This window comes from Vibrio sp. R15-SG3-ISO1A, assembly GCF_059833955.1.
In genome coordinates this window covers 1-24,741 of record NZ_JCBDGH010000059.1, presented here as the reverse complement: position 1 = coordinate 24,741, position 24,741 = coordinate 1, and the positions used below count along the sequence as shown (strand labels likewise).

The 24,741-nt window shown below is 50.1% G+C and carries 20 protein-coding genes, 1 pseudogene and 1 other annotated feature; of the genes and pseudogenes, 10 read left to right on the top strand and 11 right to left on the bottom strand.

The features are described from left to right. Nucleotide 1 precedes the first annotated feature (1 nt). The 3 genes from AC6R0L_RS09210 to AC6R0L_RS09200 all read left to right on the top strand — a co-directional run bounded on the left by AC6R0L_RS09210 (nucleotide 2) and on the right by AC6R0L_RS09200 (nucleotide 2,410). On the top strand, nucleotides 2-901 hold the full coding sequence (locus AC6R0L_RS09210) for a cobalamin biosynthesis family protein (protein ID WP_500628946.1): 900 nt from the start codon (nucleotides 2-4) through the stop codon (nucleotides 899-901). Then, complete coding sequence (gene btuF, locus AC6R0L_RS09205) at nucleotides 901-1,719, top strand: vitamin B12 ABC transporter substrate-binding protein BtuF (RefSeq protein ID WP_500628945.1); 819 nt, start codon at nucleotides 901-903, stop codon at nucleotides 1,717-1,719. The genes AC6R0L_RS09210 and btuF overlap by 1 nt, the downstream gene beginning before the upstream one ends. A gap of 70 nt (nucleotides 1,720-1,789) precedes the next feature. After that, nucleotides 1,790-2,410 (top strand): TRIC cation channel family protein, encoded by a 621-nt coding sequence (locus tag AC6R0L_RS09200; RefSeq protein ID WP_500628944.1) that lies wholly within the window; start codon nucleotides 1,790-1,792, stop codon nucleotides 2,408-2,410. An 88-nt stretch (nucleotides 2,411-2,498) separates the two neighbouring features. Here AC6R0L_RS09200 and thrC read toward each other — a convergent pair whose 3' ends face one another. The 3 genes from thrC to thrA are packed head-to-tail and all read right to left on the bottom strand — an operon-like array spanning nucleotide 2,499 to nucleotide 7,211. Beyond that, complete coding sequence (gene thrC / locus AC6R0L_RS09195) at nucleotides 2,499-3,782, bottom strand: threonine synthase (RefSeq protein ID WP_500628943.1); 1,284 nt, start codon at nucleotides 3,780-3,782, stop codon at nucleotides 2,499-2,501. After that, nucleotides 3,779-4,735 carry a homoserine kinase gene (gene thrB / locus AC6R0L_RS09190; RefSeq protein ID WP_500628942.1) on the bottom strand — a complete coding sequence of 319 codons (957 nt, stop codon included), beginning with the start codon at nucleotides 4,733-4,735 and terminating at the stop codon, nucleotides 3,779-3,781. Before thrB ends, thrC begins: the two co-directional genes overlap by 4 nt. A 16-nt stretch (nucleotides 4,736-4,751) precedes the next feature. Continuing rightward, on the bottom strand, nucleotides 4,752-7,211 hold the full coding sequence (gene thrA / locus AC6R0L_RS09185; protein WP_487901359.1) for a bifunctional aspartate kinase/homoserine dehydrogenase I: 2,460 nt from the start codon (nucleotides 7,209-7,211) through the stop codon (nucleotides 4,752-4,754). Nucleotides 7,212-7,240: 29 nt separating this feature from the next. Then, nucleotides 7,241-7,362: a sequence feature (Thr leader region), on the bottom strand. A gap of 345 nt (nucleotides 7,363-7,707) precedes the next feature. Here thrA and AC6R0L_RS09180 point away from each other — a divergent pair. Beyond that, on the top strand, nucleotides 7,708-8,172 hold the full coding sequence (locus AC6R0L_RS09180) for a hypothetical protein (protein WP_334554240.1): 465 nt from the start codon (nucleotides 7,708-7,710) through the stop codon (nucleotides 8,170-8,172). On the opposite strand, the gene AC6R0L_RS09175 is transcribed toward AC6R0L_RS09180, so the two are convergent. Next, nucleotides 8,169-8,651, bottom strand: coding sequence for a putative 4-hydroxy-4-methyl-2-oxoglutarate aldolase (locus AC6R0L_RS09175; protein ID WP_334554238.1), 483 nt, complete (start codon nucleotides 8,649-8,651; stop codon nucleotides 8,169-8,171). The two genes, AC6R0L_RS09180 and AC6R0L_RS09175, sit on opposite strands and share 4 nt — an antisense overlap. 81 nt (nucleotides 8,652-8,732) lie before the next feature. After that, nucleotides 8,733-9,122 (bottom strand): DUF3293 domain-containing protein, encoded by a 390-nt coding sequence (locus tag AC6R0L_RS09170; RefSeq protein ID WP_500628941.1) that lies wholly within the window; start codon nucleotides 9,120-9,122, stop codon nucleotides 8,733-8,735. A 326-nt stretch (nucleotides 9,123-9,448) separates the two neighbouring features. On the opposite strand from AC6R0L_RS09170, the gene arcA reads away from it, so the two are divergent. Continuing rightward, nucleotides 9,449-10,165, top strand: a complete 717-nt coding sequence (gene arcA / locus AC6R0L_RS09165; protein WP_334554234.1) for a two-component system response regulator ArcA — start codon at nucleotides 9,449-9,451, stop codon at nucleotides 10,163-10,165. A gap of 84 nt (nucleotides 10,166-10,249) precedes the next feature. Here arcA and hldE read toward each other — a convergent pair whose 3' ends face one another. The 3 genes from hldE to AC6R0L_RS09150 form a co-directional block, all read right to left on the bottom strand. Beyond that, nucleotides 10,250-11,680, bottom strand: coding sequence for a bifunctional D-glycero-beta-D-manno-heptose-7-phosphate kinase/D-glycero-beta-D-manno-heptose 1-phosphate adenylyltransferase HldE (gene hldE / locus AC6R0L_RS09160; RefSeq protein ID WP_500628940.1), 1,431 nt, complete (start codon nucleotides 11,678-11,680; stop codon nucleotides 10,250-10,252). Between the two features lie 141 nt (nucleotides 11,681-11,821). Further along, complete coding sequence (gene glnE / locus AC6R0L_RS09155) at nucleotides 11,822-14,680, bottom strand: bifunctional [glutamate--ammonia ligase]-adenylyl-L-tyrosine phosphorylase/[glutamate--ammonia-ligase] adenylyltransferase (protein WP_500628939.1); 2,859 nt, start codon at nucleotides 14,678-14,680, stop codon at nucleotides 11,822-11,824. A gap of 135 nt (nucleotides 14,681-14,815) precedes the next feature. After that, nucleotides 14,816-16,072 (bottom strand): methyl-accepting chemotaxis protein, encoded by a 1,257-nt coding sequence (locus AC6R0L_RS09150; protein ID WP_487901363.1) that lies wholly within the window; start codon nucleotides 16,070-16,072, stop codon nucleotides 14,816-14,818. A 122-nt stretch (nucleotides 16,073-16,194) separates the two neighbouring features. Here AC6R0L_RS09150 and AC6R0L_RS09145 point away from each other — a divergent pair, with 122 nt between their 5' ends. Further along, entirely contained in the window at nucleotides 16,195-16,977 is a 783-nt protein-coding gene (locus AC6R0L_RS09145) for a potassium channel family protein (protein ID WP_500628938.1), read from the top strand. A gap of 28 nt (nucleotides 16,978-17,005) precedes the next feature. Here AC6R0L_RS09145 and AC6R0L_RS09140 read toward each other — a convergent pair whose 3' ends face one another. Then, nucleotides 17,006-18,523, bottom strand: a complete 1,518-nt coding sequence (locus AC6R0L_RS09140) for a CYTH and CHAD domain-containing protein (RefSeq protein ID WP_500628937.1) — start codon at nucleotides 18,521-18,523, stop codon at nucleotides 17,006-17,008. 207 nt (nucleotides 18,524-18,730) lie between these two features. On the opposite strand from AC6R0L_RS09140, the gene AC6R0L_RS09135 reads away from it, so the two are divergent. The 3 genes from AC6R0L_RS09135 (at nucleotide 18,731) to AC6R0L_RS09125 (ending at nucleotide 21,585) form a co-directional block, all read left to right on the top strand. Continuing rightward, nucleotides 18,731-19,411, top strand: a complete 681-nt coding sequence (locus tag AC6R0L_RS09135; RefSeq protein WP_334554222.1) for a TIGR00153 family protein — start codon at nucleotides 18,731-18,733, stop codon at nucleotides 19,409-19,411. Between the two features lie 127 nt (nucleotides 19,412-19,538). After that, entirely contained in the window at nucleotides 19,539-20,798 is a 1,260-nt protein-coding gene (locus AC6R0L_RS09130; protein ID WP_487901366.1) for an inorganic phosphate transporter, read from the top strand. A 175-nt stretch (nucleotides 20,799-20,973) separates the two neighbouring features. Continuing rightward, nucleotides 20,974-21,585, top strand: a complete 612-nt coding sequence (locus AC6R0L_RS09125) for a TIGR04211 family SH3 domain-containing protein (protein ID WP_334554218.1) — start codon at nucleotides 20,974-20,976, stop codon at nucleotides 21,583-21,585. A gap of 75 nt (nucleotides 21,586-21,660) precedes the next feature. On the opposite strand, the gene AC6R0L_RS09120 is transcribed toward AC6R0L_RS09125, so the two are convergent. Then, nucleotides 21,661-22,428, bottom strand: a complete 768-nt coding sequence (locus tag AC6R0L_RS09120) for a general secretion pathway protein GspB (protein WP_500628936.1) — start codon at nucleotides 22,426-22,428, stop codon at nucleotides 21,661-21,663. Then, nucleotides 22,428-24,083: an ExeA family protein gene (locus tag AC6R0L_RS09115; protein WP_500628935.1), complete on the bottom strand. Its 1,656-nt coding sequence runs from the start codon at nucleotides 24,081-24,083 to the stop codon at nucleotides 22,428-22,430. The genes AC6R0L_RS09120 and AC6R0L_RS09115 overlap by 1 nt, the downstream gene beginning before the upstream one ends. A 116-nt stretch (nucleotides 24,084-24,199) precedes the next feature. Between AC6R0L_RS09115 and cca the strand changes: the two are divergent. After that, nucleotides 24,200-24,741: pseudogene (gene cca, locus AC6R0L_RS09110) on the top strand (multifunctional CCA addition/repair protein); the annotation flags it as partial.

Sequence of the window (24,741 nt, the reverse complement as noted above, 5' to 3'; positions counted from 1 at the left end):
GCTGCTTCCTTTCCCCAGAGAGGCGCACCCTGCAATCCTCTGGCACAAATTTGCCGAGCAGTTAGCTGAGAAGGTCAATACCCGCGCCAGCTACTCACAAAGCCTCATCTCTGGGACGCTGGCATGGGGCTTAATGATACTGCCGACACTGGCAGTCTTAATCGCGCTCAAACCTTTGGTTTGGCAACCCGCCCTATTTGAACTCGCGTTTTTGCTGCTGGCGATTGAGTGGCGCAATACCCAACGTTTTGGCCGCCTCTTTATTGAAGCGCTCGCTCGCAATGATAAAGAGCAAGCTCGGCTGCTTATTCGTCCCTATCTCAATCGAGAAACCCGTCCGTTGTCGCTACTTGGGCTTGGGAAAGCGGGCGTAGAAACATTGACGATGTCGTACGGACGCAATCTGATTGGCGTCTTATTTTGGTATGGCATCTCTGGTGCGACTGGCGCCTTTTTGTATCGCATGTGTGTCGAACTGGCGAGGGCATGGTCACCTTCTCGTGAATACTTTCATCCATTTGGGCTACCCGCGGTGCGCGTTGTCGCGATACTCGACTGGTTACCGCTGCGCTTTTATAGCCTCTTTATACTACTTGGTCAGCGCAGCCGTGCGACTTATCTCTTACTAAGAGAGCAAGCGAGGCAATGGCCACTACCCGGCCCAGCTTGGTTGTTGGTGAGTGTTGGCGCGAAGTTGGAGTTATCGATGGGTGGGCCTGCAATCTACCCCACCGATGCCAAACATCAAGCGAGCAAAAAGCGTATCCGAGCGAAACTCGGCGGGCGAATCGCCCCGTCAGCCATTCACGTTGCCCAAGTCCTGACTCTACTCAACCAACGATTGCTCGTCTGGTTTGTGTTACAAAGCCTGCTTATGGCAATGATTTATCAAGGATTCTAATGATATTGCGACCTCTTTTCGCGCTGTTGGTACTGGCCTGCGCCCCTTCGTGGGCGATCGAGCGCATCGTCAGCTTGTCCCCTCACACCACTGAGTTGGCGTTTAGTGCTGGGCTTGGCGATAAACTGATCGGCGTCTCCGAGTACAGCGATTACCCTGATCAAGCGCAGCGCATAGAACGAGTCGCCAACTACCAAGGCTTTAAGCTCGAGAGAATCATTGCCTTGGAGCCGGATTTGATTCTCGCGTGGCCGGGCGGAAATCCCGCCAAGGAGCTCGACAAATTGGCTCAGCTTGGCTTTGAGATTTATTACTCACAAGCGCACTCCATCCCGGACATCGCCGAAAACATTGAGCGCTTGGGGCAGTTTGCTGACGACCCATCGATCGCCAAGCAGCGAGCAGAGCAGTTTAGGCAAACGCTGAATGATATGGCTCAGCGCTACGACACCTCGCAACCTGTACGCTATTTCTATCAATTGAGCGAATCACCCATCATCAGTGTCGCGCAAGGAAACTGGCCGAGCGAAGTGTTTACTTTTTGCGGCGGCGTCAATGTGTTTGAAGATGCCGCCATGCCCTACCCACAAGTGGGAATGGAGCAAGTGCTGCTCGCCAATCCTGAGGTCATGTTTACCTCCGAGCACGCCATTGCCAATGGCAGCATGTGGCAACGTTGGCAGAGCGAGTTAACTGCCATTCAAGCCAACAACGTATGGTCACTCCACTCAGACTGGATCAATCGACCCACTATGCGCACCCTCAAGGCCATTGAGCAAGTGTGTGACTATTTTCAGCAGGCGCGAGAAAAACGCTAGCGATGGCGCGAGCCTTTCCCTTACAATTGCGCCTCCTGTTTTTTGCTGCAAATGAAGAGAAACTCGTGTCATGGACACTATGCTGCTCTACTTTTTTGACTTATTCGGTACGGCCATCTTTGCTATCTCTGGCGTCCTGCTGGCAGGCCGTTTAAAAATGGACCCCTTTGGCGTAGTGGTACTGGGTAGTGTGACGGCCATTGGTGGTGGCACCATTCGAGATATGGCGCTGGGTGCCACGCCGGTATTTTGGATCACCGATACCAATTACTTGTGGGTGATTTTGTCGACCTGCTTGCTGACGATGTTGATCGTCCGCCGCCCTAAGCGCGTGGCGTGGTGGATACTGCCGGTATGTGATGCGATTGGTCTGGCGGCGTTTGTCGGTATTGGCGTGGAAAAAGCCATGGTCTATCAAGATTCGGCTTTGGTGGCCGTCATCATGGGCGTGTTAACCGGTTGTGGCGGGGGCATCATACGCGACGTGTTAGCCCGAGAAGTCCCGATGGTATTGCGCAGTGAAGTGTACGCGACGGCCTGCATTGTCGGCGGCGTTTTTCACACAACCGCCCTCAGCATGGGTTACGACACCAACACCGCTTTCTTATCAGGCGTCTTGTCTACCTTGCTGATTCGTCTAGGGGCGATTCGCTGGCATTTATCACTGCCCACCTTTGCGATTAACCGCTAAATCGAGTTAAGCCAACCACATAAAAAACACAACAAAAAGGTCACTACGATGAGTGACCTTTTTGCTTAATCTAACGCGGATCTAGACGTTATTTTTGCACGCGGCGTAGAACCTGCTTCAGTGCGTCGAAATCGTTGCCTAAATCTTCAGACAAGAGTTCCATCGCGGCATGCTTGGCAAGAGGGCCTGGCAGTTCAATGTCGGTATCCAGAATCTCATCAACCACTTCTTTGAATTTGGCTGGATGGGCAGTGCACAGGAATAACCCCGTTTCGCCTTCTTGAAGCTGCTCATCCAATACGCGGTAAGCAATCGCGCCGTGTGGCTCACATAAGTAACCCAAAGAATGCAACGCTTTGACTGACTGAGCACTTTGGTCATCAGAAACAGCGCCTTTACCTAGTGTCTCCAAGCCCCACTCTTTGACGCGGCATAGCTCTTCGATGCGCGGCCAGTTGTTTGGCTGGCTGACATCCATCGCATTGGAGGTTGTCGCGACAGTTGGCTTAGGATCCCACTGACCAGTCTCTAGATAACGTGGCACAGTATCGTTGGCGTTCGTCGCTGCAATGAAGCGTTTGATCGGCAAGCCCAACGCTTTTGCGAGTAGACCGGCGGTAAGGTTGCCAAAGTTACCACTTGGTACTGAGATCACTAGGTTCTCACGCTCTGCTTTACTCAACTGAGCAGCCGCTTCAAAGTAGTAACAGATTTGCGCCATTAGGCGGCTGATGTTGATTGAGTTAGCAGAGTTAAGACCAATCTCTTCACGCAGCGCTGCATCATCAAAGGCTTGCTTTACTAGCGCCTGACAGGCATCAAAATCCCCATCGATAGCGACAGTATGGATATTTTGACCCAAGGTACAGAACAGCTTCTCTTGCAGTGGGCTGATCTTACCTTTCGGATAAAGGATCACCACATTGATGTCTTCCATACCATAGAAGGCATGAGCTACCGCTGCGCCCGTATCACCGGATGTGGCCGTTAAAATGGTAATTTTACCGCCATCAGACACGGCTGCTAAAGATTGCGCCATAAAACGGCCGCCAAAGTCTTTGAACGCCAGCGTTGGACCGTGGAACAACTCTAGTGCGTAGACCCCATCTTTCACTTTGTTGATCGGTGCTGGGAATTGGAATGCTGCATCCACCATCGAATGCACTTGCTCTTGCGTCAGTTCATCGCCGATCAATGCCGACAAAATCTTAGTGCTACGAGAAACAAAATCCTCTGCTAAAAGCGCATCCACATCATCGAATGTTGGCAGTTCGGATGGAAAAAATAGGCCTTGATTGCGACCTAACCCTTGGCGAACGGCTTGGCCAAAGGAAACTTGTTCATCATTTTCTTTTATGTTGTAAAGCTTCATAGCTCACTTCCTGTTACTGTCGACCCTTGTTTGTTCAAACGACAAACATGGACGAATCCTTCTTCGTTTTGTACGTAGTTCTGCTCGAGCCAGTGAGCAACCCGCTCGGCGACGTCTTTGTCTTTGCAAACACTAAAAAGTGTGGGACCACTTCCTGAGATGCCCGTTGCTAAGGCGCCCGCCGATGCCGCGAATTTACGCGCATCCGCAAAGCCAGGCAGCAGTTTCTCACGATATGGTTCTGCGATCACGTCTTTGATCATTTTCGCTGCCAACTCCGGCTGACCCGAGTGGCACGCGTGAATAAAGCCCGCCAAGTGGCGACCGTGAGCAATAATATCTTGACGGCGGTACTGAGCCGGCAAAATTGCGCGTGCTTCCGCCGTCGACACTTTAATGCCCGGGTAAGCCATCACCCAGTACCAATCATCAAAACAAGGCACTTCTTGGCTGATGATACCGAGCTCTTCCAACATCAACTGCACACCACCTAAATAGCAGGGTGCAACGTTGTCGTAATGGATACCACCGGAAATTTGACCTTCCATTTCCCCCATCAACGCCAGTAGTTCGGTTTCATCTAAAGGCTGTCCATGAAAACGGTTAAGTGCATCCAATGCCGCGACAATAGAACAGGCGCTTGAGCCAAGCCCAGAACCAATCGGCATGTTTTTCTCTAACGTCATCTCAACCGGCAATACGGTCTGCCCTTTTTTGTCCAGCTCTCGCGAGAACACTTGCCAGCAGTGATAGACAATATTCTCTTTCGCATCGCTCGGCAGCTTATCGACGAAACGACCTGCGGTGCGTAGGTCAAACGCGTCATTCCCAGCTTTCACCAACACACGATCACCAAGTAAGGTGCCATCCACCGGTGACACCGCGGCGCCAAGTACATCAAAACCCACACTGACGTTACCAATTGACGCTGGAGCGTATACCACTACATCCATACCACGACTCATTGCATTACACCCCTAATTTCCAGCCAAGTGTACGCATTACGTCAGCAAAGACGCCCGCGGCAGTCACTTCCGTGCCCGCACCATAGCCACGTAGAACCAAAGGAATGGGCTGATAGTAACGGCTGTAAAACGCCAGCGCATTTTCACCATCTTTGATTTTGAACATTGGGTCGTTCTCATCGACCGCCGCCATGCTAACGCGGCACTCTCCATCTTTGATTTCACCGACGTAGCGCAGTACTTTACCCTCTTGGGCAGCCTGCTTTGACAGCTCTTGGAAGTAAGCGTCCGCTTGAGGAAGACGTGCCATGAACTCGTCTACCGTACCAGAATCATCAAAGCCTGGCGGCAGCGCCTGATCGACCACAACATCTTCAAGCTCAAGATTCATACCCGCTTCACGAGCCAGAATAAGCAGCTTACGTGCGACATCCATACCCGACAGGTCGTCACGTGGGTCAGGCTCGGTAAAGCCGTTCTCTTTAGCGATATTGGTCGCTTGGCTCAACGTCATGCCTTCATCCAATTTACCGAAGATGAAAGAGAGAGAGCCCGACAAAATACCGGTGAAGCGCTCAAGTTCGTCACCCGCTGAAATCAGATTTTGCAGGTTTTCGATGACGGGAAGGCCGGCACCAACGGTTGTTTCGTACATTAGCTTACGACGAGAGCTACGCGCGACATCGCGTAACTGATGATAGTAGGCCATGCTCGCCGTATTGGCTTTCTTGTTCGGAGTAACGACGTGGAAACCCGCCGCCAAAAAGTCCGCGTATTGGTTAGCAATCGCTTCGCTCGAGGTACAATCAACCAAGACTGGGTTGATGATGTGATTACGTTGAACGGTCGAGATCAGGCGCGCTAAGCTGAACTCTTCGCTTGCGCCATTCATACGATCACGCCAGTGATCCAAAGGCAGTCCGTCACTATCAAGTAGCAAACCTTTACTATTGGCAAGGCCGCAGACACGAAGCACGATGCCTTTTTCTGCTAACTTGGCTTGTTGACGCTCGATTTGATCCACCAACTCACCGCCCACACCGCCGACACCGACAATAAAGACATCAAGGAAGTGCTTTGAGTTAAATAGATTTTCATGACACGCTTTGATCGATTCAGAGATCTTATCTTCTGGGATCACCGCCGAGATTGCACGCTCAGAGGAACCTTGTGCAATCGCAACAATATTGACGTTCACTTCCGCAAGCGACGAGAAGAACTGAGAGGCCACACCGCGTGATGTGCGCATGCCATCGCCCACTAGGGTCACAATGGCAACGTTATCGATAAAATCTACCGGCTCGAGCAAGCCATCTTTCAGCTCCAACTCAAACGCATCAGCGAGCGCTTTTTGCGCCAGCGCTTTATCTTGCGCTTCGATACAGAAGCTGATGCTGTACTCTGACGATGACTGAGTGATCAAGACGATAGAGACGCCCGCCGATGACATGGCACCAAACACACGACTCGCCATGCCCACCATACCTTTCATACCAGGACCGGAGACGTTAACCATAGTCAAATCGTTGAGTGTCGTGATGCCTTTGATCGCCAGCTTGTCTTCGCCCGTATCTTGGCCAATCAAGGTACCTGCACCTTGAGGGTTAAAACTGTTTTTGATGAGGCAAGGGATATGGAATTGCGCAATCGGTGCAATCGTTTTGGGATGCAGTACAGACGCGCCAAAGTACGACAACTCCATCGCTTCTTGGTAACTCAGTGACTTAAGCAGACGCGCGTCATCAACTAAACGTGGATCGCAGTTGTAGACACCGTCAACATCTGTCCAAATCTCGCAGCAATCGGCACGCAAACATGCCGCTAACACTGCGGCAGAATAGTCCGAGCCATTGCGGCCCAACGTGACTAACTCACCTTTGTCATTGCCCGCGGTAAAGCCCGGCATAATATTGACATGGCCTTGTGGAAGCGGCTTCTGACGAAAGTTCTGAGTGGAAATCTCCACATCTACCATAGCTTCAAGTGGCTCACCTTTTGCAAAAAGGTACTCAACCGGATCGATCAAGCTTGCCGCTTGACCTTTCGCTTCCAAGACTGCTTTCATCAATTGAATCGAGACGCGCTCACCTTTGCTGATGATGCGAGCATTCACGTTATCAGGACACATACCCAGTAGGTTGATACCGTGAACAAATTGACGCAGTTGAGAGAGGGAGGTTTTCACTTGATGGTTGTAGGCACTGCCATCGATCGAAGGCAGCACTTGTTTGATGTCTTGGAACAGGTCGCGGAACGAATCTTCAAGCTCGGCGATTTGCAGTTCAGACTCTCCGTTTTTCAACGCTGATTCAATCACAGCCACGAGCTTGTTGGTTGTTTTACCCGGTGCGGAGAGCACCACGGCCACTTCTTCTTGTTGGGCATTATTGGCAATGATATCCGCCGCTCTTAAGAAGCGGTCGGCGTCCGCCAAAGACGAACCGCCAAACTTTAATACACGCATCCCTTCCTCCAAATGATAATAAATGGGTATAAAAAAAGGCCTGTATCTTGTTGGATACAGGCCTTTTTTTGAATTTCCTTCGCTTAGCAGCCTGCCCCAACATAAATAGTGTCGGTAATAATAATGGTTGTGGTCATTACTGAGCTGTTAAACATATTTGATTCTACTTGATGTGTTTGCTTCACATAGGTTTAACCTATTTGTGAATAGTGAGTCAACGAAAACTTGCTATTTTTTCATTTGCTTATTCTTACACCAGGTTCACATCTACCGACCATAGCAATCAGGCTCATAACAAATCATCCACAGATGCTCTGCCTAATAACCAAATGCTATATAATTTCTGCTCAATACGGTGCACTTTTGTGCTTTAATGATAATTACCCTTCCGTTATGACTTGAAGGACAATACACCTCAAGCGTAATGTGGGCAGTGGAGAAAACAGCACGAATCAATCGAGCGACAACGAAACAACCATAAGCTAAGGAGTGGCGTATGAAAACGACAATCGGCCTCTTGCTGCTGCTTACTACTTTTTCGTCTGTTGCTGTCACCTTGCCACCCTTGCCTGCCTCGCAACACACGTCACCGCACAAGCTCTTCCTTTCGAGTGAAAATGACAGCTTAGATTTTGACTCTTGGAAAATTGATGGCGGTTACTCTTATTCTCTGTTCGACAATATCGATCTCTATGTCGGTGCGCGTCTCAATCAAAGTGACACAAACAGTGAATCAGGATTTCTTAGTGGGGTGAGTTACCAGCTTACGCCGCGTCTCTCAGTGAAAAGTACCTTGCACTCTTACAGCATAGAGAGTGTGGATGAAGGGAAACGTCAGCCAGCGCTCTCAGCCGAAGTGTCTAGCCGAATGAAGCTGACTGAAAACCTCGATATTCATGCCACTCTCGATTATCAAGAGTGGCAACAAGGCGTTGAGGTCGGGTTAGGCTTTCGCTTCTAACTCCACTCTAACGCCTCAGAAGACATCAAGACGCCATTCCAATCCGCGTAAATATAGTCGCCCGGTTGAATCATCTGATTTTGTATGGTGAGGGTCACGTTGACTTCACCCGCACCGCGCTTCTCAGTCTTGAAAGGACAGGTGCCTAGCGCTTTTATGCCTAGCTCCATTTCAGCCATTGTCGCGACATCACGTACCGCCCCATTAACAATGACCCCTTCCCAATTGTTTTCGATCGCCATGATCGCCAATTGATCGCCGAGTAGCGCTTTTTGACACGAACCATGCCCATCGACTACCAGCACCTTTCCGCTGCCATCTTGACTCAGCATGTCTCGCACTTTGGAATTGTCGTGATAACAACGAATAGTGACGATCTCTCCCCAAAAAGCCAACTTACGGCCAAAGCTTTGAAGCGGTAACTCAAGCAGTGTCACTTTATCTTCGTGCTGATCACAAATATCAGGCGTAATATCCATTGTATATCCTCCATGAAACATTCAATTGTTAAAACTCATTCTCTGACGTTCGCCTCGTAACCCCAGAGGGTAAATCGACCTTTATAGGCATCGAGTGCGCCACTGCCCTAGCGATTCTTGTCGACCATCAGGCAAACAAGACACCAAGATCAACGTCTCTCCTTGGACGTAGTAAATGGCATTTTGCCCAAAACGGTTGGCCAATGAAAGCGCGGTTTGCATCGGCATCGTCACCGCCAAGCTCTCTTCGCTCCATTCAAAACGGCGATCCCCCACCAAGATTTCACTCCATGCTGCGCCGCCTAGACTTGTGATCATCGCCTGCTGCCGAAGGCGATTTTGCTCTAAGCTAAGGCGCTGGCTGGCGGGGTTCCACGCCGTCACGATGGCAAACGCATCACCAGGTGGCGGACTGAGAAATCGGAAAAATGGCTCGCGATAGGCTTGCCACAACTGAGCATTGATTGTCATATCGTCAACAGTTTTACATTTACTCGAGACTATTAATATTTGTTACATTAGAACTCTTGATATAAATCAACAAAGTGATTGGAATTAACATTTCTGCATTGTTAGCATGCTGTTAACATTATAGAATCCGCTTCAACGACTAATGGGATACAGAGGACTAAGGGACCTCGCTGCAAGTCTGTTAGACACCAAGGATGGCGGGCAACTAAAGGCAGTGTAATTTTAAAGTCTTTGGTTTATTATCAACAAGACATTACCTGTATGTTATGTTTTTGCCTAGAATTTATTCTATTAGCACAGTTTTTTCACAAGTTTAGGTACCGCCAATGCAAACCCCGCACATTCTTATTGTTGAAGATGAGCAAGTAACTCGTAACACTCTAAAGAGTATTTTTGAAGCAGAGGGATACGCTGTTTTTGAGGCCAGTGACGGTGAAGAGATGCACCAGGTTCTGTCTGAGAGCCATGTAAATCTGGTGATCATGGATATTAACCTGCCTGGTAAAAACGGCCTGCTACTGGCTCGTGAGCTGCGCGAACAAGCCAATGTGGCACTGATGTTCCTAACAGGTCGTGACAATGAAGTGGATAAAATTCTAGGCCTAGAAATCGGTGCGGATGATTACATCACCAAACCATTTAACCCACGTGAATTGACCATTCGCGCGCGCAACCTGCTTAATCGTTCGATGAACGCCAGTGCCGTGCAAGAAGAAAAACGCAGCGTTGAGAAGTACCAGTTCAATGGTTGGGTACTGGACATCAACAGCCGCTCACTGGTGAGCCCAAGTGGCGATGGCTACAAGCTACCTCGTTCAGAATTCCGTGCCCTACTGCACTTCTGTGAGAACCCAGGTAAGATCCAAACTCGCGCTGATCTTCTGAAGAAAATGACCGGCCGTGAACTTAAACCTCATGACCGTACTGTTGATGTGACGATTCGTCGTATTCGTAAGCACTTTGAATCGGTATCAGGCACGCCTGAAATCATCGCGACTATTCACGGTGAAGGTTACCGTTTCTGCGGTGATTTAGAAGAGTAATCGACATCTCGCAGTCAACATAAAAAATGGAGCCTAAGGGCTCCATTTTTGTTGGGTATTTTTGTTATGTATCGCTCGGTTGGATCAGCCTTTTCCACCACGGATGGCTTGAATGATTTCTGTGGTCGAGCAACCGTCTTCAAAATTGAGCACTTTGACTTCACCGCCGTTAGCAATCACCTCAACTCCACCAGCAATCTCTTCAGGCTTGTAATCACCGCCTTTGACAAGCAGATCCGGCAATACCGTGGCAATCAGGCGTTGTGGGGTATCTTCATTAAACGGTACTACCCAGTCGACGGCACCAAGTCCTGCCAGTACAGCCATGCGGCGATCAGTTGGGTTGACAGGTCGACCTGGACCTTTAAGGCGTTTTACCGACTCATCAGTATTGACGGCGACGATCAAACGATCGCCGAGCTCCGCCGCATGATTGAGGTAAGAGACATGGCCGGCGTGCAAAATATCGAAACAGCCATTGGTCATGACGACTTTCTCGCCTTTCTGCTGCGCCTGCTTAACGGCAGTAATTAACGCTTTCTCGCTGATCACACCGTAATCGGTATCTTGGCTGCCATGTACAGCTTCGGCAAGCTCGATGGTTGATACCGTAGAAGTACCCAGCTTACCCACCACCACGCCTGCGGCGGCATTGGCCAACGCACACGCTTCATCCAACGCTTTCCCTGAGGCAACCGAGGCAGCCAACACGGAAATCACCGTATCGCCGGCACCCGTCACATCAAACACTTCTTTCGCTTGAGTGGGAAGATGGAATGGCGCTTGACCGCGACGTAGCAAGGTCATACCGTGCTCACTGCGCGTCACCAACAGTGCGTCCAAGTCAAACTGCTCGATAAGGGCTAAGCCCTTTTCCACCAAGTCGTCATCGGACTTCACTTTACCTACTACATGCTCAAACTCTGCCATGTTAGGTGTCAACAAAGTTGCGCCGCGGTAGCGTTCAAAATCTGCCCCTTTCGGGTCGATAAAGACAGGTACGTTTGCCGCTCGCGCTTTTTGAATGTACTGCTGGACGTGCTCGAGCGCGCCTTTGGCGTAATCCGACAACACCACCGCTTTGACGTTGGGCAGTGCTTTCTCCATACGGGCAAGCACTAGTGACGGGTCTACACCTTCAAACTTGTCTTCAAAATCGAGACGAATCAGTTGTTGCCCTCGGCTCATCACGCGCAGTTTTGTGATGGTTGGATACTCGGCCAAACCAACAAAATCGCAGGTCACGTTCAGCGCCGTCAGCGTATCACTCAACACCTGAGCTGGCTCATCAATACCCGTTAGACCGACGATGTGCGCATGTCCGCCGAGTGACGCAATGTTCATAGCAACGTTGGCGGCCCCACCTGGACGCTCTTCGTTATTTTCTACTTTAACCACAGGCACCGGTGCTTCTGGTGAAATACGGCCAGTCGGTCCGTACCAGTAGCGATCCAGCATTACATCACCAATGATTAAGACACCAGAATCCTTGTAGTTCGGCAGGATAGGTTTCATCAACGATCTCCAAAATTAAATTCTCGCGAGAGTTTAGCACAGCGTCATACCACCCTAAACCCTTGCCTTAATGCCAAATTGTCGGAATTGGGCGATTTTTCTGCCAGCCACCACGTATCAGCTTTGTCACTTTAGTAAACCTTAAGAGGCCGACTCCAAACGTAACCACTGCGCCCATATTCTCTGCACCAGCGCACGCTCGTCGGTAAATTTATCTTGAGTGACATCGGCGTCAAGGTTGAGCAGATTGCGGTGATGAATTTGGTCGCGCATGGTGGTGTAGGCGTGAGTCAGCGCCTGCGCCGCCGATTCCTCAAGCACACCTTGCGCCATCATGGATTCGAAAATACGGACGTTATCACTCCAACGCGTGAGTTTTGGCTTCTCATGACTATAACGAAGCACTAAATATTGCGCCAAAAACTCCACATCCGTGATACCGCCTGGGTCTTGTTTGAGCATAAAGCGGCCAGGCTTTTTCCCACCCAGATGATCGCGCATTTTTTCTCGCATCTCGGCGACGTCTTTGCGCAAACTGGCTTCATCGCGCGGCGTCGCCAAGACCTCATGGCGCGTTTTAGCAAATGCAGCCTGTAGCGGCTCATCACCGTAAATCATGCGGGCACGCACTAGAGCTTGATGCTCCCATGTCCACGCCTCTTGATGCTGATAATCGTCAAAGGCGTCGGCAGGGCTAACCAGTAAACCAGAGATGCCGGATGGCCTTAAGCGGGTATCCACTTCATACAAAATCCCCGAGGCTGTGCGGGTTGAGAAAATATGGATGATGCGCTGAGCAAGGCGCAGATAAAACTGTCGCCCATCAATCTCTTTTGCGCCATCAGTGTAGACGTTCACTGGGCAGTCGTGCATGAACACGATATCCAAATCCGAGTTGTAGCCCAATTCCCAGCCTCCCACTTTGCCATAGCCGACGACCGCAAAGCCTTTGCCCTCTCTCTCTTTGAGGTGCGTCGGCTCGCCGTACTTCTCCGCCATTTGTAGCCAAGCTTGATGGACGACCGACTCAACAATGGCTTCGGCTAAATAGGTTAAGTGGTCACTCACTTTCATAACAGGTAAGACACCGGCAATATCGGCGGCGGCAATACGCAAGATGCAAATCTGTTTAAATTGACGCAGTGCCTCCATCTGCTGCTCCATATCATCCTCTGGGATACGGGCAAGAAAGTCTCGCAATTCGGTGCGGTAACTATCAAGCGGGACAGGGTTATACAACTGCTGAGGGTCAATCAGTTCGTCAAGCAAGATCGGATAGCGACCCAACTGCTCCGATATCATGGGACTGGCGGTACACAAACGCACCAGTTGCGTCAACGCGGCAGGATGTTCATCCAACAACTCCAGATAAGTGGTGCGTGTGACAATTTTGTGCAATAGATGCAGCACTCTAGGTAAACCGAACTCTGCATCATGATGCGAATAGATCGCAGCAAAGATCTTTGGCATCAAACGGTTGAGTACCTCTCGTCCACGTGGACCCAAGGTTTTTTTCGCCAAATCATGCTTGAATTGAATGATGGTCATCGCCATCGCACTGGCTTCTTCTCGCCCGATGTCATGAGATAAAATATGCTCCATCACATCCGGTTTTTCTGCCATGTCCCACAGCTCATGAAAATGCTTGGCGACATCGCTCTGCTCATGCTCTTCTTCATCGTCACCAATTAATGCCTGAAACACATGGTGAACCCGCTGCATGTGCGCTTCTACCTCGCGCGTTAACGCAGGCCAATCAGCAAAGCCCATCGCCGTTGCTAACTGACACTGCTCAAGGTCAGACTCTGGCAAGGTTTGCGTCTGTTTGTCGGCCATCGCTTGGAGCAGGTTCTCCAAACGACGCAGAAAATGATACGCCTGAGTGAGATGGGTCACTTCATCCCTTGAGAGCAACGCCAGTGCTTCAATCCCCTCTAAGGTGACTAACAATCCACGCTGCCTTAAGCTTGGCTCTCGGCCCCCACGGATCAACTGGAACACTTGGGCGATAAATTCGATTTCGCGGATACCACCAGCCCCTAGCTTGATATTGTTACTCAGCCCACGGCGGCGTACTTCACTGCTGATCATGGATTTCATTCGGCGCAGCGATTGAATGGCACTAAAATCGATGTAACGACGGAAAACAAAGGGTCGCAACATCTCTCTCAGCGCTTGATATTCGGGATACATCTCTCGCCCCATCACTCGCGCTTTGATCATCGCGTAGCGCTCCCAATCACGCCCTTGCTCTTGGTAGTAATCTTCCAGCGCGGCAAAACTCATCACCAAAGGGCCACTCTCGCCAAAAGGGCGCAAGCGCATGTCAACGCGGTAACAAAAACCGTCAAAGGTGTGTTGATCGAGCGCTTTGATAATTCGCTGGCCCAAACGGGTAAAAAACTGAGCGTTAGCAATCGAACGACGGGTGCCTTGGGTTTCCCCGTTTTCTGGATAGGTAAAAATCAGATCGATATCGGATGAGAAGTTGAGCTCACCACCGCCAAGCTTACCCATACCAATGATCAACATCGGCTGTGGCTTCCCCGTCTCATCACAAGGCGTACCCCACAATTCGCAGCAGGCTTTGTATTGCCATTGATAGGTTTCAACAATCATCGCCTCAGCCAGTTCCGAAAGATGACTCAGGCTCTCTTGCAGTGTCCAACTCTGACAAAAGTCTCGCCAAGCGATGTAGGTCATTTCACGACGACGAAACTGTCTTAAGACTCGCTGTCCTTGCATCTCATCGGAACAGGTTTCAAGTTGCGCGCAAAGATCTGCACGATAGTGCTGCTTGCGTTCCTGATCGGCAAGCATCTCTGGCAGCTGGCGCAGCAGTGACTCATCTTTGGTCAGATTGTCTGCGACGAACTGACTTAACCCTAATACGTACTTGAGCGACTCAAGCAACGCGGCAGGCCATTGCGCCAATGCCTCACTGGGCAGCGCTGCGAACGCTTTATCACTAAGAGGAGACAACGAGGAAGGCAGATGCATGAGGAGTCCTTACAATCGAATGCATAAAAAACCGAAGACCTTAGTTATACCAGACTTGCGTCAATAAAAAACGCCCATGCATAGGCGATGGGCGTTGGTTCAATCAATTTTATTGGTCGTTGCGCGATTTATTCGTCAGACACGGAAAGAGGTAATTTTCTCATCCAGCTCTTCGGCGTTGCGCTGCATCATTTCTGATGTCTCAAGCAGTTCCGTTACTACCACCACAGAGGCTTCCACCAGCTCACGAACATTGGTCAGGTTCTGGTTCATCTCTTCCGCGACGCTGCTTTGTTGGCCCGCTGCCGTCGCAATCTGGAAGTTCATATCATTGATTTGGTTGACTTGCGATACGATACCATCCAGCTCACCACCAGCATTAGTGACCAATTCCACCCCTTCTGCCGCTTCGACAACACTCTTTTCCATCAACTCAACCGCCGAGGATGCGCTGCTTTGCAACTGAGAAATCATATCTTGGATCTCGACCGTCGCTTGCTGTGTGCGCTGCGCCAGATTACGGACTTCATCCGCAACCACAGCAAAACCGCGCCCGGCTTCGCCGGCACGCGCCGCTTCAATCGCCGCGTTCAATGCCAAAAGGTTGGTTTGCTCTGAGATTCCTTGAATGGTGCCGACAACACTGCCGATGGCTTCAACGCTCTCTTCGACCTCGTTAACGGCCTGCGCTGAGGCAGCGATATCTTTCGACAACGCACTGATTTTATCGACCGTACCTTTCACAAAGTGTTGGCCACTTTGCGCTTGCCCTGTCGCACTTTCCGTCAGTGCAGAAGCATTCTGTGCATGATCAGCTACGGTTTGCACCGTTGAGGTCATTTCACTCATCGCCGTGGCTAATTGGTCAATTTCATTAAACTCTTCTTGCGCCGACTCTTTCGTCTCAGACATGCTAAGAGTCATCACTTCAGTCATCGTTGAGAGCTCTTGCGAGGCCTCTACTTGCAGTTTGATCACCTCTTGCAACTGACGGCGTGTTTTTTCTAGCTCACGCGCCACATCGCCATATTCATCTTTGCAGTCCATTTCAATCGGATTGGAGAGATCGCGATTCGCCATTTGTTTGATTGAATCATTCAAATACTGAGTTTGGCGCAGCATAATACGAGCAGCAAAGAGCAAAATAACGACAAAGACGCCAATCAAAATTACAGTTTGCCAAGCCACTTGTACTAAGTAGGCTTGATAATGCGCTTGCGCCACTTGGGCATTTTGAGTGGCGGCGAGCAAGGAGTCGTGGAAAGTACTGGCATCCCACAACTGTTTAGCCACGATAAGGACGGTACTGAATACCATCAGTAGCACCATTTTGGGGATCAAACGGACGTTCGTTATCGCTCGCTCCCATGGCTTAAATGCCATTTTGGTCATTGTTCGTTCTCCGCTAAGTCAACTATGATACGGTGTGATTGAGTACTTATCAGACACTTAATGCTTATCGCTGCCTACCGCGAGGGAACGGTCGCACTCATATTATTTATTTCGAGCCTCGTATGAAAAGAGATGATACCAAAGACGATACGAAACCAATGAGCTTACTGTCACTAATTTTGTCTTTCGTCGCACTATTTGTGATTTCAGGCTTATTGTTCTTTCCAGTCAGTCAAGAAACTCGACAAGTCCTTATCGGCTTGGACTTCGCAATCTGTAGCATATTTATCCTGCAGTTGAGCATAGATTTGATCCGTGCAACAGATCGCGTGAAATACATGAAACGCCATTGGATCGATTTTGTCGCCAGCATCCCGATGATTGAACCCCTGCGCTACGCACGTCTGTTTCACATCATGCGCGTGATCTTGGTGATCCGCGCCAGTAAGCACATCTTGCGTCAGATCTTAAGTAATCGTCATGAAATGACCTTAGCGTCGATCTTATTGCTGTTGATCGTTTTACTTACGGTTGGTTCAAGTATGATGCTGTTGATTGAAGGGGGAGCAGATCACGCCAATATTCAATCCGGTGGGGATGCCCTGTGGTGGGCATTGGTCACCATCTCTACCGTTGGCTATGGCGATCACTTTCCCGTCACCCATGGCGGTAAGATCTTAGCGTCAGCCCTGATCATCTGTGGGGTGGGCTTGTTTGGTATGATCTCAGGGCTTATCACCTCATTGATCACCTCACCGTCCAAGTTACAAGCCAAACGATCTGAGCACAAAGAACAACTGCTCAAAGAGATTCTCGCCAATCAACGCGCCATCATTAAACGGCTCGATACATTGGAGAATAAAGCGCAAAAAGCTACTCCCCAGACAACAAAAAGGGAGCTTTAAGCTCCCTAGTGATGGTGATGATGCAAGATCAGTGGCGCCAATAAGGCTGAGCCTCTAAGCAGATGATTCGCGTCTGCTCCATCGCATGCAAAATGGAGTTTTCTTGGCGAGTTAACCAACGCAACAGTTGCTCGCGCTGCTCACCCTCTAATTTGTTGCTGAGTTGCTCCAGCGTTTCAAGGGTCAGCAAATCATCGATGCCATGCAGCAAGTCACTCCAAGGCAAGCGGAAGCTGTTGCGCTCATCGACATTGAACAAGCTAGCAAAACTCACCCCTGTGTATAGATTGCGCATCAGATGGTACTGCTGCTCCACATACGCCGGCGCGTTGAGATCTTGCTCAGGCGAGAACACTTCAAGTAACTGTGACCAGGTTTTATCGAGCTGGGCGACAGCAAAGCGCTCGACGCCCTCAGCCATCTCTTCACGGGCTTTCTCATCTAAAAATGGCTGCCAGCCGCGAGTCAAAATCCAACGGCTTAAATCCAGTAGCAAACCGGCGTAGCGGGCGGAATGAATCAGAGCCAACATCTCTTCTCTGTCAGGCAACTGCTGCTGAATCTCTTTCAGCTCTGCGACAAGGAACTTACGTGCCTCTAGTTTACGTAACGCGTGCCCTTTATCTTCCAGCAGCTCTTCAAGGTAATCATACTGCTTAAGCCACTCTAAGCTTTGTTCAAGCCATTTGAGCTCTTGTCGAACCAGGGCGCTGGCACGACGTGGCACCACATCGCCATAGACGGTCAATACTTGGCGAATAAAACTGATGGCGTTTTTGATTTCATGCAGCGCATCAATCGACTCGCGCTCAGAGTAAATCTGCTCATGGTAGTGCCAGTGCGACAACGCATGCTCAAGCGACTGGACAAAACAGGTCTCTACGCTGTCTTTTTGCTGTGTCTCAACCAAACTTAGCGGTTTCACTTCGTCACCTTGGTAGCCAGATGCTAAGCGATAACCTTTGGCCGCTTTGCTTAAGTTGCCTAAGCGCATCCCTCCTTGCTCTGACAAGCTGCGCGCTAAGGTAAAGAGGGCATCGGTCTGGCCTGATTTCAGCTCCAGTTCCACTTCGCAAATCGGCGCGGTTAAGTCCCCTGACTCGACACAGCCTAAATCAAACGCCACTTCAATTTGGCTGCCATCTGGCATGCCAACCAGCCATTGCTCACGGGTAAAGTTGGTCGAGAAGAGAGGAGCGATTTGAGATTGCAGTTCCTCAATCGCGCGGCCATCGGGCCAGATGTCTTGCGGATGTAAGGTAAGGACGGGATCGTTGCTGTTATGTTCTGCATTGTATTCCGGTCTTTGATGAAGCCCGGCGACCACACGTCCTGCGGTTTTGACCGTTTGCACGAACACATCATCATAACGACGAATTCTTAATCCAATATCATGTTGACGTAGCCAGTTGTCTGGGGTGTCAAAGTAAGTATTCCCTAACTCACGACAACTGTGCTGAAGTACTTTTGTTAACGCTATTTTTTCTCTTAACGTCTCTGAAAATTCAGGTGAAACAAAAAACTTCAGTTCTATCTCGGTTTCCATAGTGTTACCTTTTAACGCAGATAGCCAAAGGATATTGCCTATTTTCTTACTCGGCAAGAGAGAAATATCGCCCCATTGATGATCTAAAACAGTTTAAATGCACACTTTAATGGGTTAACATGCGCGCCTTTATAGCCATCGCTCAACATTTCACCATTCTTATTGGTGTCTGTTTTTTCTAGGTTATATTAATTGGGTTGAATGACCATGCCAGTAAATACAATTATGGGGTTATTTGCAAAGTCCCCTATCAAACCTTTGCAGCGCCACGTTGTGTGTGTGAACGAATGTTGCTCGCACCTAGTGAACTTCTTTGAAGTCAGTTCAAAGGGTGACTGGGAGAAGGCCGCAGAAATCCGTGCACAAATTTCTCACCTAGAGAAAGAAGCCGACGTACTAAAGCGCGAGATCCGTCTCAAACTTCCTCGTGGTTTGTTTTTGCCAGTCGATCGCAGCGACATGCTGGAGCTGCTGACTCAACAAGACAAACTGGCCAACCTAGCCAAAGATATTGCTGGTCGTGTCTACGGCCGACAACTGACTATTCCTGAGCCTCTTCAAGAAAACTTCATTGCTTACGTGAAGCGTTGTCTCGACGCCGCAAACCAAGCGCAAGAAGTCATCAATGAGCTCGATGAGTTATTGGAAACTGGATTTAAAGGTCGCGAAGTGACTCTCGTGGCTGAAATGATCCATCAACTGGATGTGATTGAGGACGACACAGACGCGATGCAAATCCAACTTCGCCAACAACTGATGGCGATCGAAAGCGATTTGAATCCGATTGATGTGATGTTCCTTTACAAGATTCTTGAATGGGTCGGTGGTATTGCAGATCAAGCTCAGCGTGTTGGCGCGCGTCTTGAACTCATGCTGTCTCGCTCATAAACATAAGTTAACCAAATAACGAAGAGCATTTTATAAGCACACCCCAGTAAGCGAGCTACACTGAATTCGCTGTGGGGTTTTGTCGTGTCCAATTTGCTCCGCTTGTTATCAACAACTAGGTATTACGATGGATATCCTTGCGAATTACGGCACTGTCCTGATTATTATTGCAGCAGCCTTCGGCTTTTTAATGGCGATTGGTATCGGCGCGAATGACGTCGCGAACGCCATGGGTACCTCGGTAGGTTCAAAAGCACTCACCGTAAAACAAGCGATCATTATCGCGATGATCTTTGAATTTGCCGGTGCCTATCTAGCCGGCGGTGAAGTGACGGATACGATCCGTAAAGGCGTAATCGAAACTTCTCTGTTTGCCAATCAACCTGACGTTCTTGTCTACGGCATGATGTCTGCGTTATTAGCAGCGGGTACATGGTTGCTGCTCGCCTCTTATATGGGTTGGCCAGTATCGACAACTCACTCTATTATCGGCGCCATCATCGGTTTTGCTTGTGTCTCTGTTGGCACAGAAGCAGTGGACTGGGGCAGTGTGAAAGGCATTGTCGGCAGTTGGATCGTTACCCCTGTCATCTCTGGTTTCTTTGCTTACGTTATTTTCGTCAGTGCTCAGCGCCTGATTTTCGATACTGAAAAACCGCTGATCAACGCCAAACGTTTTGTGCCTGTCTACATGTTCATCACCACTATGGTGATTGCGCTTGTGACCATTAAGAAAGGCCTAAAGCACGTCGGTCTTCACCTATCGAACAGCGAAGCGTGGATGTGGTCAGCTGGCTTCTCAGGGCTGGTCATGATGGGTGGTTACCTCTACATCCAGAAGAAATTTGCGAGCCGCGAAGATGACCACGGATTTGCCGGCGTTGAAGGCATCTTCAGTGTTCTTATGGTCATTACTGCGTGTGCGATGGCGTTTGCACACGGTTCGAACGACGTTGCCAACGCGATTGGTCCACTGTCTGCGGTCGTCTCTACCGTCGAGCACATGGGTGAAATCACTGGTAAGAGCACCATCGCTTGGTGGATTCTTCCGCTAGGTGGCTTTGGTATTGTGGTCGGTCTTGCGACATTGGGCCACAAAGTGATGGCAACGGTCGGTACCGGCATCACCGAACTGACGCCAAGCCGCGGCTTCGCGGCGCAGCTCGCAACGGCATGTACTGTGGTATTGGCATCGGGTACTGGTCTGCCTATCTCGACCACTCAAACACTGGTCGGCGCGGTACTGGGTGTCGGCTTTGCTCGCGGCATCGCAGCATTGAACCTAGGCGTGGTACGTAACATCGTTGCGTCTTGGATTGTGACACTCCCAGCCGGTGCACTACTGGCCGTGGTGTTCTACTACGCGATTCAAGCAATGTTTGTCTAAGTCATCTGTCAGTACTGTGTTAGTGGATTCTTACTTCTGTTAATACACTGTCATTATTGACTCAATACCGCAGAAAGGGAGGCTCAGCCTCCCTTCTTTGTTGCGAAGCCCCTAGAAAATTCTTACTATTTGCCCTAGTAAAAATTAGACACAAAAAACTGTTAAAGGATTTACCGTGAAAAAATGGGTTTACCTGCTTTTGGCATCAATTGTGGCGGCCCCTGCCGCGTTTGCTCAAGACCGCTACATCTCTGATCAATTGTTTACTTACATGCACTCAGGACCAAGTAATCAATTTCGTATTATTGGCAGTGTCGATGCGGGCGAAAAAGTGACCTTTATCGAGTCCAATAAAGATTCCGGTTACAGTCACATCCAAGACTCGAAAGGACGCCGAGGATGGGTCGAAAGCCGTTTCGTGACCTCACAAGAGAGCGTGACACTGCGCTTACCTCGCGTAGAAAAAGAGCTGGCAGAAGTGAAAGAGAAGCTTGCCAACGCGCGCGCAAACTCTGATCAAGAAAAAGCGGGCTTGGTCGATTCTCTTGAAACACGCAACCGCCAAATCGCCGACCTAGAAAGCGGATACAGTGAGATGAGTCAGCAACTGACGGCTTCTCAAGAAGAGGTACGCAAGCTAAGAGCACAGCTTGACACCCAAAAAGACGACTTGCTGCTCAAGTACTTTATGTACGGCGGTGGCGTGGCTGGCATTGGCTTGCTGTTGGGTTTGATTCTGCCGCACATTATCCCGCGCAGAAAGCGTTCACCATCGGGTTGGGCGTAATCCCCTAACCAAGATAACGAAAAGGTCGCCAATGCGACCTTTTCTTTTCCCTCTGTTTTTACACCAGCCCTAGGGCTACCCTTGCCAATCATACAAGGCTGGGATTTCAATCCTCTCACCCGAGAAACTCACCATACAGTGCTGCGGTTCAATTGAAAGCAGTTGAACGCCGGTTGCGATCCAGTCTCCCTCTTGATACTCGACACCATTGACCTTAACCCAGCGTTTATCTGGCTTGCTTGAATAGACATGAGTTTGGAAATTGAGCGCGGGTAACTGCCCCGTCCACTTGAGACCTTGCTGCGCGAGTTGACTGACATTCGACGTCGGAGTTGGTGTTGACGACGGTTTGAGGGCACTTTGCACGCGAAGGGCTAACTCGGGCGATAGCTGAGAGAGATCTAAGTCATCAATGAAAGGTTGAGGCGAAGCCGGTACATTAGGTTGGGGAGATACCGGCGGTGTATCCATTGGTTGACTACCCTCGGCCTCATGGCTACGAGAGTAGCTCGGCACTGCTTGTACATCATAAAAGGTGAGTTCGTACGTCATGGCCAACGCCTGCTCGTCTTGCCAAGGGGTAACGCTGAACTCGACAGGGCGCTCAATGACACTAGGCGACGCCGTTTGCTTGAGGAGCCAGTCAGCTTCCACTTGACGGTAGTGACGCTCAACACCCAACCCTACTCCGAGTGAGGCAGGCAGTAATATCAGCAAGCTCATGACCATCATACTTGGGCGCGTTGCAACGCTGTCTATCGGCGAGTTGTTGACATCGCCAGGTGCAGATACCGCTTGATAGCGATGCTGGGAGGCCTTCAACGCTTTCATCATTTGTGACATCAGCGGTTCTCCTGTGCATCCGCGCTGTGATTGGCTGTGACCATCCGGGTATCCAACCTCGGGGACTCATGCAGACTCATCTGCTCAATTTTGCGCAGCGTTTTCGAGCCAGCAATCCCATCAACCGTGAGCCCCTGCCAACGTTGGAACAATCTCACTTTTTGCTCTAGCGCCTCATCAAAGCGTGCACTTTGTGTTGAGGGTTGGTCAAGAATTGAGGAGAGATGGTCATCGAGCGCGGCAATGGCTGCTCCCTCCATACCAGGCTTGAGCGTACCTACCCAATAGCGCCGCCAAATATGTCGATACTCGCCATTCCAACGCCTCTCCAGTTCGGCGCTGGGCAAGGTGTACAACTGCCCGTCAAGCAACAGCGTTGCGTGATCTGAATCGAGTTGATACAACACCACATAACGTGGGGAGTCTGCTTCCCCCAACGTGAGCAGCACTGGGCGATTGGCTTGCACCAAAGTGGCTAAATCCCCTTGAGTCAGTTGGCATTGAAACACGCTTTGCTCATTCTCCAAACAGAGCTTATCTAACACGGATGCCTGATAGCCCCAGACGCGATACAAGTTCGCTAAACCTTGCTCAAGATTGATGGCGGAGTCGAGTGCCGTTTTCAGCGTATCTGGCAGCACGTGGTTGACCGTCGGTTCACTGTGCTGGATAGGATGACTGCGAGCGACTTGCTGCGTAATCAGATCATCAGCCCAAAGCGCCGCACTTTGATAACCCACAACACTCAACGCAATACCTATTGCAGCCGCAAACCAATAGGGTGCACCTGAGGCTCTTACCGAATGGCGAGGGCGAGTGACTTGAAACGAAGGCTGAAAGCTCATCACCTCATCACAGGCACGCTGCACACTGTCATGGCTAGGCTTTGGCTCACCGCTCGAGTAGGCATGACGCAGCGCCGCATCACACACCAAGTTGATCAACCTTGGGATCCCTTGCGTTTGTGTGGCGATCCACTTGAGCGAGCGCGAAGAGAAAAGATCAGGATCGCCGCCGGCGAGTGTCAGCCGATGACGAACATAGTTCGCGGTTTCGGCGCTGTCTAGAGGGAGCAAGTGATAGCGGCCCGTGATCCTTTGCGCCAACTGACGCAAGATCGGCATTTGCAATTTTTGCTGCAACTCAGGCTGACCAATTAATAACACTTTCAATAGCTTGTGCTGCTCGGTTTCAAGGTTGGTCAATAGGCGCAGCTGCTCAAGCACTTGCGCACTGAGGTGCTGAGCTTCATCAATCACCAACAAGGTTTGTCGACCTTGCGCGTAACTCTCAATTAAAAACTGGTGGATAGCCTGACTCAACTGTTTCAGTGAGGCGTCATGAGAATAGGCAATGGAGAACTCATCACAGATGGCTTCTAGCAACTCTGATTCGGAAAAGGTTGGGTTGAGTATAAAACCAGCTTGCAGGCGTCCTTGATCGACGATCGCATCCAAGTCATCCAACATCGCCTTGGCTACCGTGGTTTTGCCCGTTCCCACTTCTCCGGTTAACATGGCAAAACCGCCCCCTTCCCCTAAACCAGAGGTGAGGCGAAAGATCGCTTCCTTGTGACGCTGGCTGAGATAGAGAAAACGAGAGCTAGGCACAATCGAGAAAGGGAGCTCATGAAAAGCAAAGTGGTGTTTGTACATGCATCTCGTCTCTGAGTGGGTGGCGACTATTTGTTGCTGGGCATTTGTTGATAAGAAAAGTACCATTGCACACCCAATTAGCCAACGGCTATGTTTTAAAATGAGAAGGAGTGGCCATGAAACGATACCTTGTCGGTGGCGCGGTACGCGATCACCTGCTCAATATTGACGTTTACGATCAGGATTGGGTGATCGTTGGGGCCACACCCGATGATCTTATCGCGCAAGGCTATACCCCCGTAGGTAAAGAGTTCCCTGTCTTTCTTCACCCTAAGACGAAGCAAGAGTACGCGCTTGCACGTACAGAGCGGAAAACCGGTGCGGGCTACACTGGCTTTGATTGCTACTTCGCACCAGATGTCACGCTCGAAGAGGATTTACGCCGCCGCGATTTGACCATTAACGCCATCGCGCAAGACAGTGAGGGACATCTGATTGATCCCTACGGCGGCCTAAACGATATCGAACAGCGCCAACTTCGTCATGTCTCAGAGGCGTTTGTGGAAGATCCGCTGCGAGTGTTAAGAGTCGCTCGATTTGCAGCAAAACTCCATCATTTAGGCTTTAAGGTCGCTCAAGAGACGCTGGACTTGATGCGCTCCATTGCCGAGTCGGGAGAACTGTCTCAACTTACCCCTGAGCGAATCTGGCTGGAGTG